Source organism: Micromonospora sp. NPDC050686 (assembly GCF_040654475.1).
GTDB lineage: Bacteria > Actinomycetota > Actinomycetes > Mycobacteriales > Micromonosporaceae > Micromonospora.
Genome location: NZ_JBFAID010000046.1, coordinates 1 through 17,740 on the forward strand (window position 1 = coordinate 1; position 17,740 = coordinate 17,740).

A 17,740-nucleotide genomic window follows, 5' to 3' on the forward strand; every position below is an offset into this window, starting at 1 on the left:
CTCGGGTTTACTCTGGTTTCATCTCCCCCTCCGGGGGGCCGGCGGGGGCGCCATCCTGGGGGTCCCCCCACCCCGCCCCCCCCCCCGGCGGGGGCGGGCCGCCGCGATGGTTTCACCTGTCGTGGGCGGGAGCCGGTCCTGTGGTCAGCTCCCCGTCGCCAGGAGTTGTGGCCGTCTGCGTTGGGCCAGGGCGAGCAGTGCCGAGGTGAGCTGTAGTGGTGGGTCGATGGGGCGCGGGCGCCGCAGCGCGACCTGGAAGGTCCGGCGGGTGCGACCGCCGTGGACGACGATGGGCGTGTCGCCGGTGCCGACGAACTCCACCTGCCGGCCGTTGTCACCGAGCACGTCGGACAGCGTCGAGCGGTTGTCGAAGCCGAGCGCCACGGCGTGGTACGCACCGTCGGCCAGCGGTCGGAAGTGGCTCAGGCGGTTGGTTTCCAGCACGCCGTAGGTCACCGGGGTGTCGTCGGGCTGCTCCGACGGGTACAAAGCCAGTACGGCGCACCCACCGGTGCTCGGGCCGCCCGTCACGGCGCCGACCGGCCCCGGGGCGGAGTGGCGTTCGGCGGCCGGGTCGGTCAGCTCGCTGAGGCGTACGTGACCGAAGACGGACATCGCCGACCGGAACCGCCGTGGCGACAAGCCGGTCAGCTTGGTGAACTGGCTGATGAAGGTGCCGAGGCTGGAGTAGCCGACGGCCAGACAGACCTCGGTCACCGACAGGTCCGAGTTGACCAGTAGGTGCCGGGCCCGGGCCATCCGCAACGCCGTCAGGAATCGCGCCGGCGTGGTGGAGGTGACATGCCGGAAGACCCGGTGGAAGTGGAACGGGCTGAGCAGCGCGGCCTGGGCGATGTCGGACAGACGTTGAGGTTCCGAAAGGTGGGCCGTCATGTATTGAACGGCTCGGGTGACGGAATCCAGTCGAGCGGCGCCAGTAGGATTGTCAAGGCACACCCCCAGCGTGCTGCACGTCATGACTTGGTCGCATTCCAGACAGTTTCCCCCCGGCCGCCACGCCAGATCGGCAGTGGTCATCACGTAGCCTCCCCCTAGAATTTGTCGAGCGAGTGGCGGTCGGATCGAGCCCGGGAGGGCGTGGGTCGTACGGCTTTCGTTGTCGTCGACCGATCGTCACCAGGGCGCGAAGGCCCGAGATTTGTTGCCCCCCCCAAACATGTCAACCGCCTATTCCGCCTGCCCAGTCGGACGTTCAGTTAAGCGCCCGTGACGCTTTGCGTATAGATCCAATCTTGCTAATGGCGTCACCGAGGACCCCGTTCATCGACCCCGAAAGGTGGTGTTGCGGCCGACAAAGACGGCAATTATCGTTGTATGTCCGGCGGGCATTGTTGACGGCTCCGGGGCGGCCGGCATTCGCCGCCCGCCCCGGAGACCAATCAGGTCAGTTCATCCAGTTGGTACGCGGGCAGAACTGCACGCCCGGGATGTCGGCGACGCCGTCCTGGTCGGAGTCGACGTCCCCGTCCCGGGTCGAGTAGATGTCGAGCGAGTTGACGTTGATCTTGCCGTCGCCGTCCCAGTCGACCAGCTTGCCCTTGAACGTGCCGACGATGAACGCGTTGGCCAGCGGGCCGGTCGGGGTGTCCAGCGTGCCGAGGATGCTGTTGCCGGGGAACAGCACCTCCTCGAGCGAGCTGCCCGCCATGGTGTCGAAGTTGACGTACCCCCACGTGTGCACCCGGCCGCGGACGTAGCGGATCGCCGACTCGCCCTTGACCTGGATCCGCGGGTCGAGGGTCCACTCGCCGCTGCGCTTGGCCGCGACCATCTCGTTGCGGTGCCCCAGGCTGTCGTCGTCGGCGCGCCCGGACAGGAACACCGGGCGCAGACCCCGCGACTCGAAGTAGAAGCTGCCCCGGCCGGCGTTTGCGTGGTTCGTCAGACCGCGAAACACGAAGTTCTCGGTGTGCGGCGTGCCGTCGTCGTGCAGGCCGGAGAGCGTCTTGCTGATGATCAGCTTCTGGTTGCGGGTGTCCACGTTCGGACACGCGTGGGCCTGGCCGTAGCTGCGGGCGAGACCCTGCGGCGACAGGGAGATCTTGCCCCAGTTGCGCCCCGTCTCGTCCAGCGCCACGTAGACGTCGCAGTGGATGTTGAGCAGGATCGTCTCGTCGAAGGTCCGGTCGCCGTCCCAGGTGAACGACCGGTTGTCGAAGGCCGGCAGGCCGGTGCGCAGCTCGGAGCTGAACAGCCGGGCCCACTCGCCGACGTCGGCGTCGTCGTCGTTGACGTGCCGTTCGATGACCTGCAGGGCCCGCGGGCCGCCGATCTTCTCCAGCGCCCACAGCGCGTTCCACCGCACCTCGCGGTTCTCGTCGGTGGCGATGCTCTCCGCGATCAGGTCGATCGTCTGCGGCAGCCGGCGGTCCATCGCCTGGTACAGCGACTGCTCACGGACCATCGGGTCCGCGTGGTGCAGCGCCTCGTAGGCGACCTGGTCGTCGGTGCGGATGTCGAGCCGGACCGCGTCCCGGTCCAGGATGTCGCCGAACTCGCTGTTCAGCAGCGCCGGGTCACCCTTGAGGTAATGCTCCCACTCAGGCGCGCGGTCCCGGCCCCCGGTGGACAGACCGATGGATTGGAGCGTCATGTTCGTGATCACCCTTTCATCTCTGGTGATTGCGGTGCCTGTGTTATGCGTTCGGCGAAGCCCGGTGCGGAGCAGCCACCGAGTGGTTTCGCCTCGGATGGCGAATACGGGCACCCGCTACAGGCCGAGTGCGAACCATTCGCGACCTCATTGCCGGTTCAGGATTCGGGCCGCAGGCGGTGAACCATGGAGCCGCCCGATGAGGGACTGCTCCGCCGGCCGCTGCTCCACATGCCATGGCCCCGCCTGCGGTGGTGCGCTTCAAGGGTTGGCAGCGCGACCGGGCAGCGTCAACCGTGCGGCGCAGCGCAGCAAGAACGCGTAATCGCGGGCACCGGATTCTTCCGAAGTCTTGCTGTCCCGGTTCAAGAAAGACAGAAACAGGGCCAGCCCGAACTATTGTTCCTCCCGTCGTCGATGGTGAGGAGAATCGATGCAGAAATCATTGTTCCGACGGTGGTCGCTCGCCGTCCGGGCCGGCACGATCGCCGTGCTGCTGGCCGGCTGGGCCGGCCGGCTCGCGGCCCGACTGGTGGTCGACTCGCTCCGCCGGGCGCGCCCGGGCGGCGCCCGCGGGGTCGGCGGGCGGGAGCAGGTGGCGGCCACCCTCACCGACACGGTGGAGCGGCTCGGACCGGCCTACGTCAAGCTGGGCCAGGTGCTCAGCACCCGGGCGGACCTGTTGCCTCCCCGCCTCTGCCGGAACCTGTCCCGGCTGCACGACCGGGTGTCGCCGCCGCCCGACGCCGCCGTTGTGCGAACCGTGCCGCCGGCGGTGACGGCGTGCGTCGTCGGCGGGGCGGCCGGGCTGACCCTGGCGGCGGCGGGCAGCATCGCCTGCGTCTACCGGGCCCAGCTCAAGGACGGCCGGGAGGTCGCCGTCAAGGTGAGAAGGCCGGATATCGAGCGGACCATGGAGCTCGACCTGGCACTGGTCGGCGCCGTCGCGCGCGCTCTCGGCCGCCTGCCGACGCTGCGCCGGGTCCCACTCGCGGAGATAGTCGACCAGATCTCGGCCGCCGTGTACGAGCAGCTGGACTTCGTCCGGGAGGCACGGTCACTGACCCGGCTGCGGGAGAACCTGCACTCCCTGCCAGGCGTCCGGGTGCCCGCCGTCGTGCCCGAGATATCCGGCCGCACGGTCCTGGTGACGGAGTGGATCGGGGCGCTGCAACGCAGCACCGACCGGACCCCGGCCCGGCGGGCAGCGGTGCTCAACGGACTGCGTGCCGCCTACCAGATGCTCTTCCGGGACGGGTTCGTCCACTGCGACCTGCACCCCGGAAACCTCTACCTGATGCCGGACGGGACGGCGGTGATCGTCGACGCCGGCTTCGTACGCTGCCTGACCGACTTCGCACGCCGTAAGTTCGCCGAGTTCTTCTACCACCTCGGCCGCAACGACGGGCGACGCTGCGCCGAGATCCTGCTGTCCACCGCGCTCGACCGCGGTGGCCGGTACGACCGGGACGGCTTCCGGGACGACGTGGTCGCCCTCGTGGCCCGGAACAGCTCGGTTTCGGCCGCGGACTTCGACCTGGTGTCCTTCGCCGCCACGCTCTTCGCCATCCAGCGCTCCCGCGGGCTGTACGCCGACCCGCAGTTCGTCTTCCCGATTCTCGCCCTACTGGTGCTCGAGGGCAGCGTGCGCGACCTCGTGCCGGATGTCGACTTCCAGGGGGAGGCGGTGCCGTACGTGCTCCGCGGGCTGCAGGAGACGGCTTCCCTGCGGCGCGGCTGATTTACGGCGCGGCCGACCGACGACCTCCGAGGAGACAGCACATGGAAACCAGCGAGCACGTCGACGCCGTGGTCGTCGGCTCCGGGTTCGGCGGCTCCGTCGCCGCTTACCGACTGGCCGAGGCCGGCCGGCGCACCGTGGTGCTGGAACGCGGCCGATCCTACCCACCGGGCAGCTTCCCGCGCACCCCGCAGGAGGTGGGCCGGGCGTTCTGGGACCCGAGCGAGGGCCTGTACGGCCTGTTCGACGTATGGACCTTCCGCGGCCTGGAGTCGGTGGTGGCGAGCGGTCTGGGCGGCGGCTCGCTGATCTACGCCAACGTCCTGCTGCGTAAGGACGAGAACTGGTTCGTCACCGAGGAACCGCTGCCGGGTTCGGGCTACGAGACCTGGCCGGTGACCCGGGCGGACCTGGAGCCGCACTACGACCGGGTCGAGCGGATGCTCGGCGCCGCCCGCTTCCCGGCCGACCACCCGCCGTACCGCACGGTGCGGAAGGCCGCGGCGATGCGGGAGGCGGCCGAACGGCTCGGTCTGGCGTACCAGCACCCGCCGCTCGCGGTCAGTTTCGCCCCCCGGCCCGGCGCGGAGCCGGCCCTGGCCGTCCCGATCGCCGAGCCGGCCTACGGCAACCTGCACGGCGCGCCGCGACGCACCTGCCGGCTGTGCGGGGAGTGCGACATCGGGTGCAACGACGGCGCCAAGAACTCCCTCGACCACACCTACCTGTCCGCCGCCCGGCACCACGGCGCCGACATCCGGGTCCGGTGCGAGGTGCGGGCGATCCGACCCGGAAGCGGCGGCGGGTACGAGGTCCGATACGTCGAGCACGACCCGGCCGACGAGGGGCGGCGGATCGACACCCGCGCCCTGCCGAGCAGGACGATCACCTGCGACCGGCTGGTGCTCGCCGCCGGCACGTACGGCAGCACCTACCTGCTGCTGCGCAACCGGCGTCGGCTGCCAGGCCTCGGCGCGGCCCTGGGCACCCGGTTCAGCGGCAACGGCGACCTGCTCGGGCTGCTCCGGCCGCCACCCGGGGACCGGGCCACCTCCTTCGCGGCCAGCCGCGGACCCGTCATCACCACGGCCATCCGGGTGGGCGACGCGCACGACGGCGACGGATCGCCGGGCCGCGGCTTCTACCTGCAGGACGGCGGCTATCCGGGCTTCGTGGACTGGATGGTGGAGTCGTCCCGACTGTCCGGCGCCCCGGCCCGGCGGGCCAGGTTCGCGGTCAACTGGCTGTTGGCCCGGCTGACCGGGTCGCCGCGCAGCGGTCTGGGCGGCGAACTGGCCCGGCTGCTCGGCGACGGCCGGCTCTCCGCCGGCTCGCTGCCGCTGCTCGGCATGGGGCGTGACGTGCCCGACGGCGTGCTGCGGCTGCGCGGGGACCACCTCGACGTGAGCTGGACGACCCGCACCAGCGCCGGCTACTTCTCCGGCGTCCGATCGACGATGCGGGCGGTCAGCGGCGTCCTCGGCGGACGCTACGCCGACAACCCGGCCTGGTGGCTCCGTCGGGTGGTCACCGTGCATCCGCTCGGTGGCGCGCCGATGGGCCGCCATCCCGGTGAGGGGGTGTGCGACGGGTACGGCGAGGTGTTCGGCCATCCCGGCCTGCACGTGCTGGACGGCTCGACGATGCCCGGACCGGTGGGGGCCAACCCGTCATTGACCATCGCCGCCGTGGCCGACCGCGCCGCGGACCGGCTGCTGAGGGAACCAACCGCGAAGTAGCGGCGGGCGGCGCCGGCAGATCCGGCGCCGCGAGAACCAAGCCGAAAGTGGGGCCGGCCCGGCGGCGAACCGTCCCGCGGGCCGATGAGCCCACCGCGCGCCGTTCGCAGGATGGGTCCATGCCATCCGACGACTTCCCACCGGTCCTGCTCGCCGAGGGCCTGACCAAACGCTACGGCAACCGCACCGCGTTGACCGACTGCCACCTCACCGTCCCGCGCGGCCGGGTGGTCGGCCTGGTCGGCCCGAACGGCGCCGGCAAGTCCACCCTGCTGCAACTGGCCTGCGGGCTGATCGCCCCGACCTCGGGCACGCTGCGGGTGCTCGGCGCACCGCCGGCGGCCGACGCGGCGCACCTGGCCCGGGTGGGCTTCGTCGCCCAGGACACCCCGGTGTACCCGACCTTCACCGTCGCCGAGCACCTGCGGATGGGCGCCCGGCTCAACCCCGGCTGGGACCAGCGCCTCGCCGAGCGGCGGATCGCGCAGGTCGGCCTGCACCCGGGGCAGCGGGCCGGCGGCCTCTCCGGCGGCCAGCGCGCGCAACTCGCCCTGACCGTCGCCGCGGCGAAGCGACCCGAGCTGCTCATCCTGGACGAGCCGGCCGCCGCGCTGGACCCGTTGGCCCGCGACGGCTTCCTGGCGAGCCTGATGGAGTTCGTCGCGGAACTGGACGCCAGCGCCGTCCTCTCCTCCCACCTGCTGGGTGACGTGGCGCGGGTCTGCGACCACCTGATCGTGCTGGCCGGGTCGCGGGTGCAGCTCACCGGCGCGGTGGCCGACCTGCTGGCCGCCCATCACCGGGTGCTCGCCCCGCGCGGCGGGCTGGACCGGATGCCCGCCGGGGTCGAGCTGGTCGGGTCGCGGCCCGACGGCCGGTACGACCGGGCGGTGGTGCGGGCCGCCCGGCTGCGGCCCGAGCCCTCCTGGACGGTCGAACCCGTCGACCTGGAGGAACTCGTCCTGGCGTACCTGACCTGCGCGGCCGGTACGCCCGCCGCCGGTGTCCCGATCCCGGCCCGGGAGGCGCTGCGATGATCTGGATGAGCTGGCGGCAGTTCCGCGCCCAGGCGGTGGTGGGCGCCGTCGCCCTCGCGGTGGTCGCCGCGTACCTGCTCTGGCTGGGCCTCGACGTCCGGGACGCCCACGACGGCTACCTGGCGCAGTGCCGACCGCTGGGCGACTGCACCGAGGCGCTGGCCCGGTTCGCCCGGGACTACGAGAACACGCTGCTGTACCTGGCCGCGTTGCTGGCCCTGCTCCCCGCCGTGGTGGGGATGTTCTGGGGCGCGCCGCTGATCGCCCGGGAGCTGGAGAGCGGCACGCACCGGCTGGTGTGGAACCAGAGCGTGACCCGTCGCCGCTGGCTGCTGGTCAAGCTGCTGGTGGTCGGGTTGGGCGCCGTGCTGGCGGCCGGCGCGGCGAGCCTCCTGCTCACCTGGGCGGCCGCCCCGGTCGACGCGGTGGCCGGCAACCGGTTCAGCACCATCGTGTTCGGCGCCCGGGACCTCGCGCCGGTCGCCGCCGCCGGGTTCGCGTTCGTCCTCGGCACCGTCATCGGCCTGCTCACCCGGCGTACGCTGCCGGCGATGGCGCTCACCGCGCTGGCCGTGGTGGTGCTCCAGTTCGCGGTGCCGAACCTGGTCCGGCCGCACCTGATGCCACCGGTGCGGGCCGACCGGGCGATGACCGAACAGGCCATCAACGAGGCCCGCGGCCTGGGCAGCATCACGAACAGCGCCACGGTACGCGGACTCAGCGTGCCGGGCGCCTGGGTGACCGACGTCAGCGAGTTGCGCACCCGCGACGGGCGTACCCTCGACCGCCGCGCCTTCGACGACTGCTTCTCCGCCCGGGAGGACCCGGCCGACCCGGCCACCGGGCAGTACGGCGCGGCAGCGCGCTGCCTCGGCGCGCTCGACCTGCACGTCGAGCTGGCCTACCAACCGAACCACCGCTACTGGCCGTTCCAGTTCCTGGAGTCCGGACTGTATCTGCTCGCCGCCGGGCTGCTGACGCTGTTCGGCCTGTGGCGGATCCGGCGCCGGGTCACCTGACCGGGGCTCGGTGCGGCCGGCCCCGCCCGTGAGGCGCCGGCCGCGCCGAGGGTGAGCCCGGAACCGGCGTCCCGGCCGGCCGGGCGGTTCCTATCCGCGGTGCGCGGTCCGCAACCGCAGAGACACGGCGACGAGCCAGCCGGAGATGAGCACCGCCCCGACGGCGAAGCGCACGCTCTCGCTGCCGGCGCCCCAGGGCGGGGTGGTGACGGCGAACGTGACGAGACCGCTGCCGGCGCTGTACGCCGCCCAGCCGGGCCGTCCCTCGGCGGCGAACCGGCGGGCGAACACCAGGGCGGCGGCGATCAACGACAGGAACGCCGCCGCCCCGGCGACGGTGTGCAGGACGCTGCCGGTGCTGAGCTGCTCGGGCAGCCCCTCAGGGGCACCGGCGGGCCAGCCCAACGCCGGGTCGGGCCGGAAGATCCCGCCACCGACCATCCCCACGGCGTAGACACCGACCAGGGCCGGTCCGGCCACGGCGGCCCGGCCGGGCGGCAGCACCCGCCGGACGCCGACCGCGAACAGTCCGGCGAGCAGGCCGGTGAGGACGAAGGTGCCGACCTGGAGCCAACCGAGGTCGCCGAGGGACAGCGAACTCAGCGCGTGCCGGCGCAGATCGAAACCGTCGAGGGTGAACGCCTGGGCGAACGACGCGACGGGGAACAGCATCCCCGCGACCGTGCCGCAGGCCAACAGGCGTGCTGTGGAACGTCGGGACAGCCGCGGACCGGCGGTGGCGGACGTTGTGGTGACCATGACGGAGGTCCCTTCGGTGAGGTGAGGTTCGCGGTCTCCACGAACGGGTCACCGGCGAATGGACATCAGCCCACCGGTTCTCAGCCCGAGCGCTCGATGGCGTCCAACCTGCGGCGCACGTGGGCCCGCTCCGGCTCGGTGCCGGCCAGGGCGAGCGCCTCCCGGAAGGCCTCGGCGGCCTCGGCGACCCGGCCGAGCCGGTGCAGCAGGTCCGCCCGGGCGGCAGGGTACGGGTAATAGGTGCGCAGCTGGGGTTCGCCGGCCAGCGCGTCGAGGAGCGGGAGTCCGGCTTCCGGGCCGTCGCGCATGGCCACCGCCACGGCCCGGTTCAGCGCGACCACCGGGGACGGCGCCAGTGCGAGCAGGATCTCGTACAGGGCCACGATCTGCGGCCAGTCGGTGCCGGCCGGGTCTGCCGCCTCGGCGTGCAGGGCGGCGATGGCGGCCTGCACCCCGTACGGGCCGGGCGGACCGCCGGTCAGCGCCACCTCGACCAGTCCGCGCCCTTCCTCGATCATCGACCGGTCCCACCATGTGCGGTCCTGCTCCTCGAGCAGCACCAGTTCGCCGTCCGGACCGGTCCGGGTCGCCCGCCGGGCGTGGATCAGCAGCATCAGCCCGAGCAGGCCGGCCACCTCCCGCTCACGGGCCAGCAGCCGGCGCAGGATCCGGGCCAGCCGGATGGCCTCCTCGGCCAGGTCCAGCCGTTGCAGGCGGGTGCCCGAGCTGGCCGCGTACCCCTCGGTGAAGACCGAATAGACGACCTGGAGCACGCCGGGCAGGCGCTCGGGCAGTTCGTCCACCGCCGGCACCCGGAACGGGATGCGGGCGTCGCGGATCTTCCTCTTGGCCCGCGTGATCCGTTTAGCCATCGTCTCGACCGGGACGAGGAACGCCCGCGCCACTTCGGGAGTGGTCAGCCCGGCGAGGCAGCGCAGGGTCAGCGCCGTGCGGTCGTCAGCGGGGAGGGCCGGATGGGCGCAGGTGAAGAAGAGCTGCAACCGCTCGTCGGGCAGGTCCCCCTCGACTTCGGCGGCCGGGGCGGGACCGGCCCGGTCTGCCTCGACCTGCAGCAGGGCCAGCCGGGCGGCGTAGGCGCGGTCTCGCCGCAGCCGGTCGACCGCCTTGCGCCGGGCCGTGGTCATCAACCAGGCTCCTGGTTTCGGCGGCACGCCGCGGACCGGCCAGCGGGCCAGCGCCGCCGCGATCGCGTCGGCGGCCACCTCCTCGGCCAGGTCGAGGTCGCCGAAGCGGCGGACGAGGGCGGCCAGCAGCCGGCCGTGCTCCTCGCGGAACACCGCCTCCACCGATGTCACCGAAGCCCCGTCCGCCTCCCCGACATCCATGTCAGCCGCCGAAGTCGGCCACCGGCCGCACCACGACCGCCCCGCCCTCGCGTGCCCCGGGGCAGCGGGCCGCCCAGTCCAGGGCGGCGTCGAGGTCGGGCACGTCGATGACGTAGAAGCCGCCGAGGACCTCCCGGCTCTCGGCGAACGGCCCGTCGGTCACGAGCCGCCCGCCGTCCCGGCCGACCCGTACCGTCGTGGCGGTGACCAGGTCGGCCAGCGACTCGCCGGAGACGAAGATGCCCGCCTCCCGCACCTCCTTGTCGTAGGTCATCCAATCTTCGACCCCGCACTGGGGCCCTCCGTCGTCCGTGCCCGCGTTGATCAGCAGCAGGTATTTCACGCTCCACCCTCCATGTCCCGTACGCAGGATTACTCCATCACCACGGACGGGACACCGCCGAAAGGACAGGGGTCCGGAAGAAATTCGTAGCGACGACGGCGCACATCGGGTTCTCCTGGGGAGTCGGTGTCCGTGTCTCGCTGACACCCGGAACACTGCCGGCGCCCGCTTACGATCCGCTTCAGGTGCGCTTCCCGTCGGCCTACGGGCCGGGTCGCGCCACCTTCCCCGGCCGGTGCGTTTCGTACATCCGGGCCCAGACGAGCAGGCCGGAGGCGGCCGTGACGGCGGCGACGACCCAGACGGCGGCGCGGATTCCGGCGAGGTCGGCGACAACACCGGCGAGCAGGGCACCGACGGCGAAGCCACCGTCGCGCCACAGCCGGTAGACGCCGACGGCGCGGGCGCGCCAGGTGGGATGGGCGACGTCGCCGATCGCGGCGAGCAGGGTGGGGTAGACGGCGGCGGTGCCGGCGCCGAGCAGGACGGCGGCGCCGGCCCAGCCGGCGAAGCTGTCGGCGAGGGCGATCCAGGCGAGGGCGGCGGCCTGGGCGAGCATGCCGGTGACGACGAAGGGTTTGCGGCCGTAGCGGTCGGACGCCGGGCCGGTGACGAGCTGTCCGAGCCCCCAGACGGCGGGGTAGAGGGCGGCGAGGACGCCGATCCGGGTGAGGGAGAGCCCGGCGGCGGCGAACAGGATCGGGAACAGACCCCAGGCGAGGCCGTCGTTGAGGTTGTTGACCATCCCGGCCTGGCTGGCGGATGACAGGGCCGGTTCCCGCCAGGAGGCCAGGGCGGCGACCTGGCGGGTGGGGAGCGCCTGGTCGTGGACTCCGGTGTGGGTGGCGCCCTCCGCGTGGGCGTGGCCGTGTGTCTCTCGGACGAAGGCCACGGACAGGCCGAGGCCGAGTGCGGCGTGGGCGAGGCCGAGCAGGAACGGCGCGGGACGCAGGCCGTGGTCGGCGGCGAGCCACCCGGTGACCAGCGCCGTGGTGGCCACGGCGAGGTAGCCGGCGGCCTCGTTGAGCCCCATGGCCAGGCCGCGCCGCGCCGGGCCGGCCAGGTCGATCTTCATGATCACCGTGGTCGACCAGGCCAGGCCCTGGCTGACGCCGAGCAGGACGTTCGCGGCGACGACCCAGCCCCAGGACGGCGCCCAGATGATGATCAGGGGTACGGGGATCCCGGCGAGCCATCCGGCGATCAGGACAGGTTTGCGGCCGTACCGGTCGGCGAGCGCGCCGGCGGCGAAGTTGGTGACCGCCTTGATGGCGCCGAAGGCGAGGATGTACGTCAGGGCCGCGGTGTAGGCGGTGAGCCGGAACTCCCGTTCGGCGAGCAGCGGCAGGACGGTGCGCTCACTGCCGAGCAGCCCGCCGACCAGGGCGTTGACCGCGACGAGCAGGGTGAACTGGGCCGCGTTGGCGCGCAGCCCCAGCCGCACCGGGTTGTCCACTGACAGTCGCACCCGTCCTCCTCGCTGATGGTGGTCAGGGCGCGTCCGTGCCCGACGTTGTTGTGCGAATGTCCGGGTTCGCCCCGACGCGGGCCAGGACTGGCGCCACCGGGGCGCCAGGCCTGGCCCGTCTCGGCGGGCAGGTCAGACCGTCGTCGCGTCGTGCGTGGCCTGCCAGGCGCCGTACCCGCCGAGCAGGTCGGAGACGTCCGCCCGGCCGGTGGCGCGCAGCATGCTGGCCGCGACCGAGGACCGGTAGCCGCCGGCGCAGTGCACGACGACCGCGCGGTCGGTCGGCACCTCGTCGACCCGTCGGGTCAGCTCGGCGAGCGGGATGTGCGTGGAGCCCTCGACGAATCCCTGCTCCCGCTCGCCGGCGTTGCGGACGTCGAGCACCACCGGCGCGTCGGGGCGGGCGAGGGCGTCGCGCAGTTCGGTGGCAGTGACCCGGCTCGCCCGGGTCATCTCTCCGACCATCTCGAGGAACGCGTTCTCGGGCTCACGCAGGTAGCCGGCCACCCGGTCGAAGCCGATCCGCGCGAGGCGTACGACGATCTCCTCCGCGCGGTCCTGCGGGGCCACCACCAGCACCTCGCGGTCGGGCGCGACGACGCTGCCGGCGGTCTCGGCGAACCGGCCGTCGGCCGGGACGTTGATCGCGTCCCGCAGGTGCCCGGCGGCGAACTCCTGCGGGTCCCGGGCGTCGATCACCACCGCGCCGGCGGCGCGGGCCCGGCTGAACTCGGCCGCGGTGAGCGACCGGGGCGCCCGGCCGTGGTCGAACAGTTCCCGGGCCTTGCGGTTGAGCACCGCGTCGAAGGCGAAGTAGCCGGGCGCCGCCGGCTGGCCGCCGGTGACCAGGGCGAGGAACTGCTCCTGACTCATCGGCGCGCAGGCGTAGTTGGTGCGGCGCTGCTCACCGATGGTGGACTGCCGCTCGGTGGACAGGTTCTTGCCGCAGGCGGAGCCGGCGCCGTGGGCGGGGAAGACCCGCACCTCGTCGGGCAGGCCCATCAGCTTGCGCTGCACGGTGTCGTAGAGCATGCGGCCCAGTTCCTCGGCGGTGGTGCCGAGCGAGGCGAGCAGGTCGGGCCGGCCGACGTCGCCGATGAACAGCGCGTCTCCGGTCAGCACCCCGTACGGCGCGGGGTCGTCGGCGTGCTCGTAGACCAGGACGCTGATTGACTCGGGGGTGTGCCCGGGGGTCTCCATGATCTCCAGCGTCACGCCGCCGAGGCTGATCCGCTCGCCGTCGCGCAGCTTGCGGCTCGGGTACTCGGTCTCCGCGCGGTGCCCGTACCCGATCCACGCGCCGGTCGCCGCGGCCACCTCCAGGTGGCCGGCGAGGAAGTCGGCGTGGAAGTGGGTGTTGATCACCCCTTCGATGGTCAGACTGTGGGCCCGGGCGTCGGCCAGGTACTCGTCGATGTCGCGACGCGGGTCGACGAGGACCGCCCGTCCGGTGGCCTCGTCGCCGACGAGGTACGACGCCTGGGAGAGGCAGTCCAGGTAGTACTGGGTGAACAACATCGTGCTGATCCCTTCGCAGTGATGACCGGCGATACACCTACGATAGCGCATACCCCCGGGGGTATATTCCGGGTCGAAGGCCCCGCCTACCGGACTGGAAGGCCGGGATCGCCGGGGGGATGCTCTGGAGAGTGGGAATCCGTCGGCGGACCTCGCGGTTGACCACACCGGCGGGGGTATCCGTTTGGCAGAATGAAACCCCCCGGGGTATCCTGGACGTAGGAGGTGGTGCGGTGAAGCTTCGGCCTGAGATGACCGGTGATGCGCTGACCCGACTCAAGCGGGCTCGCGGGCAGCTCAACGCGGTCATCGAAATGATGGAGAACGGTGAGGACTGCCGGGCGACGCTGACCCAGCTCGCGGCGGTGTCCAAGGCCATCGACCGGGCCGGATTCAAGATCATCGCCTCCGGGATGCGACACTGCGGCGCCACTCGTGATCGCGGCGAGGAGCCGGAGATGACCGAGGATGAGCTGGAGAAGCTCTTTCTCGCGCTGGCCTGAGCGGAGACCCGCCCACGCCGTGTAGCCACGGTGCGGGCGGGTACTCCTCACGCGTTCCACGCATGGGAGAGGTGCGTTTCCTGCATACCCCCCAGGGTATGTTGAGAATACGGAAGGGAGAACGGCACATGGCAGTCGAGGTGTCCGTCATCGCGACGTCCTCGCTCGGCGACCGCAGCTACCTCGCCTCGGACGGGCGGGCGGCGATCGTGGTCGACCCCCAGAGGGACATCGACCGGATCCTGTACCTGGCCGGCGCGCGGGGGGTGCGGATCACCCACGTGGTGGAGACGCACATCCACAACGACTACGTCTCCGGCGGGCTGGAGCTGGCCCGGGTGACCGGCGCCCACTACCTGGTCGCCGCCGCCGACGAGGTCGGCTTCGACCGTACGGCGGTCGCCGACGGCGACGTGGTCGGAGTGTCGGACTCGCTGCGCCTGCGGGTGGTCGCCACCCCGGGCCACACCTTCCACCACCTGTCGTACGTCCTCGACGAGGCCACCGACGGCGACTGGCAGCCGGCGGGCGTCTTCACCGGCGGGTCGCTGCTGTTCGGCACCACCGGACGCACCGACCTGCTCGGCCAGGAACACGCCCACGAACTGGCTCACCACCAGCACGCCTCCGCGAGGCGGCTGGCCGACCTGCTGCCCGACGGCGCCCAGGTCTGGCCGACGCACGGCTTCGGCAGCTTCTGCTCGGCCAGCCAGGCCGACGCCCCCGACTCCACCATCGGGCGGGAGAAGCAGGCGAACCAGGTGCTGCGACTGGCCGCCGACGAGTTCGTCACCCAGACCCTGGCCGGCCTCGACGCCTACCCGGCGTACTACGCCCACATGGGCGTGGCGAACACCGCCGGGCCGGCCGCGGTCGACCTCACCCCGGTCGCCCGGGCCGACGCCGCCCAGCTGCGCGAGCGGATCGCCGCCGGCGAGTGGGTGGTCGACCTGCGCCACCGCAAGGCGTACGCCGCGTCGCACCTGGCCGGCACGGTCAGCCTCGGCCTGGACGGGCCGATGTCCACCTGGCTCGGCTGGCTGATCGACTGGGGCGTCCCGATCACCCTGCTCGCCGAGACGCCGGAACAGGTCGCCGACGCCCAGCGGGAACTGGTCCGCATCGGCATCGACCGGCCCGCCGCGCAGGCCACCGGCGAGGCCGAGCAGTGGACCACCGACCCCGGCCGGCTGCGTGAGCTGCGGCTGGCCGACTTTCCGGCGCTCGCGGCGGCCCGCGCCGGCGACACCCCGGCCGGCCTGCCCGCCCCCGACGTGGTGCTCGACGTGCGGATGACCAACGAGTGGCGCGACCGCCACGTCGAGGGCGCCGTGCACATCCCGCTGCCGGACCTGCCCAGGCGGATCGGCGACGTACCGGCCGGCGTGGTCTGGGTGCACTGCGGCTCCGGCTACCGGGCCACCGCCGCGGCGTCGCTGCTGGCCAACGCCGGCCGCGAGGTCGTCGTCATCGACGACAAGTTCGACCGGGCCGAGGCGGCCGGCGTCGCCATGGCCGACTGATCCCGTACCCGACCCCCGGCCGGCGCGACCGCGCGCCCGCCGGCGCTCCACCCTGCCCTGCCCCCGGCGACTCACCAGGAACGAGGAGACATGACCGCTTCCGAGACCACCCGCCCGGCCACCGTCGACGCCACCACCCTGCGGGAGCTGATCGACTCCGGCCGCGCCCCCCGCCTGCTCGACGTGCGCACCCCGGCCGAGTTCGAGACCCTGCACATCCCCGGCGCCTACAACGTCCCGCTGGACCTGCTCAAGGAACACCGGGCGGAGCTGCGCAGCCACCTCGACGAGGACGTGGTGCTGATCTGCCGCTCCGGCGCCCGCGCCGGGCAGGCCCAGCAGGCGCTCGCCGAGATCGGCCTGCCGAACCTGAAGGTCCTCAACGGCGGCATGCTCGCCTGGCAGGCCAGCAGCGCCCCGATCGCCCAGGGCCGGCAGCGCTGGGACCTGGAGCGGCAGGTCCGGCTGGTCGCCGGCTCGATCGTGCTCCTCGCCATCCTGGGCTCGGTGTTCGTGCCCGGGCTGAAGTGGGTCGCCGGATTCATCGGCGCCGGGCTCACCTTCGCCGCGCTGAGCAACACCTGCGCGATGGGCATGCTGCTGAGCAAGCTGCCGTACAACCGGGGCGCCAGCTGCGACCTGGACAGCGTCGTCGGCCAGCTGCGCCAGACCGGGGAACGGGCGTGAGTGCCACGCTGCTGCTGACCGTCGGGCTGGCCGTGCTGATCGGGATCAGCCTCGGCCTGCTCGGCGGCGGCGGCTCCATCCTCGCCGTACCGCTGCTGGTGTACGTCGCCGACCTGCCGGCCAAGGAGGCGATCGCCACCTCGCTGCTGGTCGTCGGCGTCACCAGCGCCGTCGGGGTGCTGCCGCACGCCCGCGCCCACCGGGTGCGCTGGCGTACCGGCCTGGTCTTCGGCGTCGCCGGGATGACCGGCGCGTACGCCGGCGGCCGGCTGGCCGAGTTCGTCCCGGCGGCGGTCCTGCTCACCGGTTTCGCGATCATGATGCTGGCCACCGCGGTCGCCATGATCCGGGGCCGGCGCTCCACCGAGGGCAAACCGGTCCCGCACGAGTTGCCGGTGCCGCGGGTGATCCTCGACGGCGTCGTCGTCGGCCTGGTCACCGGCCTCGTCGGCGCGGGCGGCGGCTTCCTGGTGGTGCCCGCCCTGGCCCTGCTCGGCGGCCTGCCGATGCCGGTCGCGGTCGGCACCTCGCTGCTGGTCATCGCGATGAAGTCCTTCGCCGGCCTGGCCGGCTACCTGTCCAGCGTGCAGATCAACTGGGGCCTCGCGGCCGCGGTCACGGCCGCCGCCGTCGTCGGCAGCCTGCTCGGCGGCCGGCTGGCCGGCAAGATCCCCGCCGACCTGCTGCGCCAGGCGTTCGGCTGGTTCGTGGTGGTGATGGGCGTCTTCGTCCTCGGCCAGCAGCTGCCGGAAGGGCTGCGGAGCAACCCGCTGCTGTGGACCGGCGCGGCGGTCGGCCTCGCGGTCGCCGTGGCGGTGGCCGTCCGGAACGGTCGGCGGGAGCGCTCGGCCCACCGCCAGCCGGTCGACCGGTCCCCGGTCGGGTCGGCGCCCCGGCCCTGAACCGACGTCAGGCCATGACCCGGGCGACGAACCCGGCCAGGTTGGCCACCGTCCGCTCGATCTTCTCCTCGACCGACAGCGACTCCTGGAGCCGGGCGCCGGCGCCCGCGTCCTTGCGACCTCGGACGTAGAGCGAGCAGTCGAGGTCGGCGCAGAGGTAGGTGCCCACGGTGTTGCCCTGCTGCCCGGCCTTGCCCGCCTTCGGGGCGACCATCAGGCTGACGTTGCCGGTGTGGGTGGTCAGGCACATCGAGCACATGCCGCGTTGCATCCGCCCGGCGCCGGGGCTGGGGCGGCGCAGGGCGAGGGCCCGGGGGCGGCCGTCCAACTCGGCGACGAGGTAGGCGCGGTCCGGGGACTGCGGGTCCCGCCAGCCGAGGTAGTCCAGGTCGTCCCAGGGACGGTCGTTCAGGTCGCGCGGGACGAACAGCCGCTTCGCCTGGCCCTTGGTGCAGTTCACGAACGCGGCGCGGATCTCGTGCTCGGTCAGCGGCTTCATAAGCCCCACGCTAATTTGCCTAAAGGTGTTAGGCAAATGCAT

The 17,740-nt window shown here is 72.6% G+C and carries 16 protein-coding genes; 8 read left to right on the forward strand and 8 right to left on the reverse strand.

Annotation, left to right across the window (positions count from 1 at the left end; translation table 11 throughout):
* Positions 1-144: 144 nt before the first annotated feature.
* Both AB0H57_RS24700 and AB0H57_RS24705 read right to left on the reverse strand, forming a co-directional pair.
* A complete protein-coding gene (locus AB0H57_RS24700) occupies positions 145-894 on the reverse strand; it encodes a helix-turn-helix transcriptional regulator (RefSeq protein ID WP_357510262.1) in 750 nt (249 codons plus the stop codon).
* 511 nt (positions 895-1,405) lie between these two features.
* Positions 1,406-2,614, reverse strand: a complete 1,209-nt coding sequence (locus tag AB0H57_RS24705; protein ID WP_357510264.1) for a HEAT repeat domain-containing protein — start codon at positions 2,612-2,614, stop codon at positions 1,406-1,408.
* A 433-nt stretch (positions 2,615-3,047) separates the two neighbouring features.
* Here AB0H57_RS24705 and AB0H57_RS24710 point away from each other — a divergent pair, with 433 nt between their 5' ends.
* The 4 genes from AB0H57_RS24710 to AB0H57_RS24725 all read left to right on the forward strand — a co-directional run bounded on the left by AB0H57_RS24710 (position 3,048) and on the right by AB0H57_RS24725 (position 8,150).
* On the forward strand, positions 3,048-4,355 hold the full coding sequence (locus AB0H57_RS24710) for an AarF/UbiB family protein (protein ID WP_357510266.1): 1,308 nt from the start codon (positions 3,048-3,050) through the stop codon (positions 4,353-4,355).
* A gap of 41 nt (positions 4,356-4,396) precedes the next feature.
* The gene (locus AB0H57_RS24715; RefSeq protein ID WP_357510268.1) at positions 4,397-6,094 is read left to right on the forward strand and encodes a GMC oxidoreductase; all 1,698 of its coding nucleotides are present in this window, start codon (positions 4,397-4,399) and stop codon (positions 6,092-6,094) included.
* A 119-nt stretch (positions 6,095-6,213) separates the two neighbouring features.
* The gene (locus AB0H57_RS24720) at positions 6,214-7,131 is read left to right on the forward strand and encodes an ABC transporter ATP-binding protein (RefSeq protein WP_357510270.1); all 918 of its coding nucleotides are present in this window, start codon (positions 6,214-6,216) and stop codon (positions 7,129-7,131) included.
* Positions 7,128-8,150, forward strand: coding sequence for an ABC transporter permease subunit (locus tag AB0H57_RS24725; RefSeq protein WP_357510272.1), 1,023 nt, complete (start codon positions 7,128-7,130; stop codon positions 8,148-8,150). The genes AB0H57_RS24720 and AB0H57_RS24725 overlap by 4 nt, the downstream gene beginning before the upstream one ends.
* 90 nt (positions 8,151-8,240) lie before the next feature.
* On the opposite strand, the gene AB0H57_RS24730 is transcribed toward AB0H57_RS24725, so the two are convergent.
* From AB0H57_RS24730 to AB0H57_RS24750, 5 genes are all read right to left on the reverse strand, one after another.
* A complete protein-coding gene (locus AB0H57_RS24730; protein WP_357510274.1) occupies positions 8,241-8,822 on the reverse strand; it encodes a DUF998 domain-containing protein in 582 nt (193 codons plus the stop codon).
* Positions 8,823-8,989: 167 nt separating this feature from the next.
* Positions 8,990-10,255 carry a DUF6596 domain-containing protein gene (locus tag AB0H57_RS24735; RefSeq protein WP_357510276.1) on the reverse strand — a complete coding sequence of 422 codons (1,266 nt, stop codon included), beginning with the start codon at positions 10,253-10,255 and terminating at the stop codon, positions 8,990-8,992.
* Position 10,256: 1 nt separating this feature from the next.
* Entirely contained in the window at positions 10,257-10,598 is a 342-nt protein-coding gene (locus AB0H57_RS24740; RefSeq protein ID WP_357510278.1) for a YciI family protein, read from the reverse strand.
* 202 nt (positions 10,599-10,800) lie between these two features.
* Positions 10,801-12,066, reverse strand: coding sequence for an MFS transporter (locus tag AB0H57_RS24745; protein WP_357510280.1), 1,266 nt, complete (start codon positions 12,064-12,066; stop codon positions 10,801-10,803).
* 132 nt (positions 12,067-12,198) lie between these two features.
* A complete protein-coding gene (locus tag AB0H57_RS24750) occupies positions 12,199-13,584 on the reverse strand; it encodes an MBL fold metallo-hydrolase (RefSeq protein ID WP_357510282.1) in 1,386 nt (461 codons plus the stop codon).
* A 233-nt stretch (positions 13,585-13,817) separates the two neighbouring features.
* Here AB0H57_RS24750 and AB0H57_RS24755 point away from each other — a divergent pair, with 233 nt between their 5' ends.
* The 4 genes from AB0H57_RS24755 (at position 13,818) to AB0H57_RS24770 (ending at position 17,199) form a co-directional block, all read left to right on the forward strand.
* On the forward strand, positions 13,818-14,087 hold the full coding sequence (locus tag AB0H57_RS24755; protein ID WP_357510284.1) for a metal-sensitive transcriptional regulator: 270 nt from the start codon (positions 13,818-13,820) through the stop codon (positions 14,085-14,087).
* 128 nt (positions 14,088-14,215) lie between these two features.
* A complete protein-coding gene (locus tag AB0H57_RS24760) occupies positions 14,216-15,610 on the forward strand; it encodes an MBL fold metallo-hydrolase (protein ID WP_357510286.1) in 1,395 nt (464 codons plus the stop codon).
* A gap of 90 nt (positions 15,611-15,700) precedes the next feature.
* Positions 15,701-16,297, forward strand: coding sequence for a rhodanese-like domain-containing protein (locus AB0H57_RS24765; protein WP_357510288.1), 597 nt, complete (start codon positions 15,701-15,703; stop codon positions 16,295-16,297).
* A complete protein-coding gene (locus tag AB0H57_RS24770) occupies positions 16,294-17,199 on the forward strand; it encodes a sulfite exporter TauE/SafE family protein (protein ID WP_357510290.1) in 906 nt (301 codons plus the stop codon). The genes AB0H57_RS24765 and AB0H57_RS24770 overlap by 4 nt, the downstream gene beginning before the upstream one ends.
* Before the next feature lie 7 nt (positions 17,200-17,206).
* Here AB0H57_RS24770 and AB0H57_RS24775 read toward each other — a convergent pair whose 3' ends face one another.
* Positions 17,207-17,698: an FBP domain-containing protein gene (locus tag AB0H57_RS24775; RefSeq protein WP_357510292.1), complete on the reverse strand. Its 492-nt coding sequence runs from the start codon at positions 17,696-17,698 to the stop codon at positions 17,207-17,209.
* Between the last annotated feature and the right edge of the window lie 42 nt (positions 17,699-17,740).

What these genes read in the sequence shown, in the direction of transcription:
- AB0H57_RS24700 (WP_357510262.1), bottom strand. Translation starts at nt 894, where the DNA reads ATGACGGCCCACCTTTCGGAACCTCAACGTCTGTCCGACATCGCCCAG.
- AB0H57_RS24705 (WP_357510264.1), bottom strand. Translation starts at nt 2,614, where the DNA reads ATGACGCTCCAATCCATCGGTCTGTCCACCGGGGGCCGGGACCGCGCG.
- AB0H57_RS24710 (WP_357510266.1), top strand. Translation starts at nt 3,048, where the DNA reads ATGCAGAAATCATTGTTCCGACGGTGGTCGCTCGCCGTCCGGGCCGGC.
- AB0H57_RS24715 (WP_357510268.1), top strand. Translation starts at nt 4,397, where the DNA reads ATGGAAACCAGCGAGCACGTCGACGCCGTGGTCGTCGGCTCCGGGTTC.
- AB0H57_RS24720 (WP_357510270.1), top strand. Translation starts at nt 6,214, where the DNA reads ATGCCATCCGACGACTTCCCACCGGTCCTGCTCGCCGAGGGCCTGACC.
- AB0H57_RS24725 (WP_357510272.1), top strand. Translation starts at nt 7,128, where the DNA reads ATGATCTGGATGAGCTGGCGGCAGTTCCGCGCCCAGGCGGTGGTGGGC.
- AB0H57_RS24730 (WP_357510274.1), bottom strand. Translation starts at nt 8,822, where the DNA reads ATGCTGTTCCCCGTCGCGTCGTTCGCCCAGGCGTTCACCCTCGACGGT.
- AB0H57_RS24735 (WP_357510276.1), bottom strand. Translation starts at nt 10,255, where the DNA reads ATGGATGTCGGGGAGGCGGACGGGGCTTCGGTGACATCGGTGGAGGCG.
- AB0H57_RS24750 (WP_357510282.1), bottom strand. Translation starts at nt 13,584, where the DNA reads ATGTTGTTCACCCAGTACTACCTGGACTGCCTCTCCCAGGCGTCGTAC.
- AB0H57_RS24760 (WP_357510286.1), top strand. Translation starts at nt 14,216, where the DNA reads ATGGCAGTCGAGGTGTCCGTCATCGCGACGTCCTCGCTCGGCGACCGC.
- AB0H57_RS24765 (WP_357510288.1), top strand. Translation starts at nt 15,701, where the DNA reads ATGACCGCTTCCGAGACCACCCGCCCGGCCACCGTCGACGCCACCACC.
- AB0H57_RS24775 (WP_357510292.1), bottom strand. Translation starts at nt 17,698, where the DNA reads ATGAAGCCGCTGACCGAGCACGAGATCCGCGCCGCGTTCGTGAACTGC.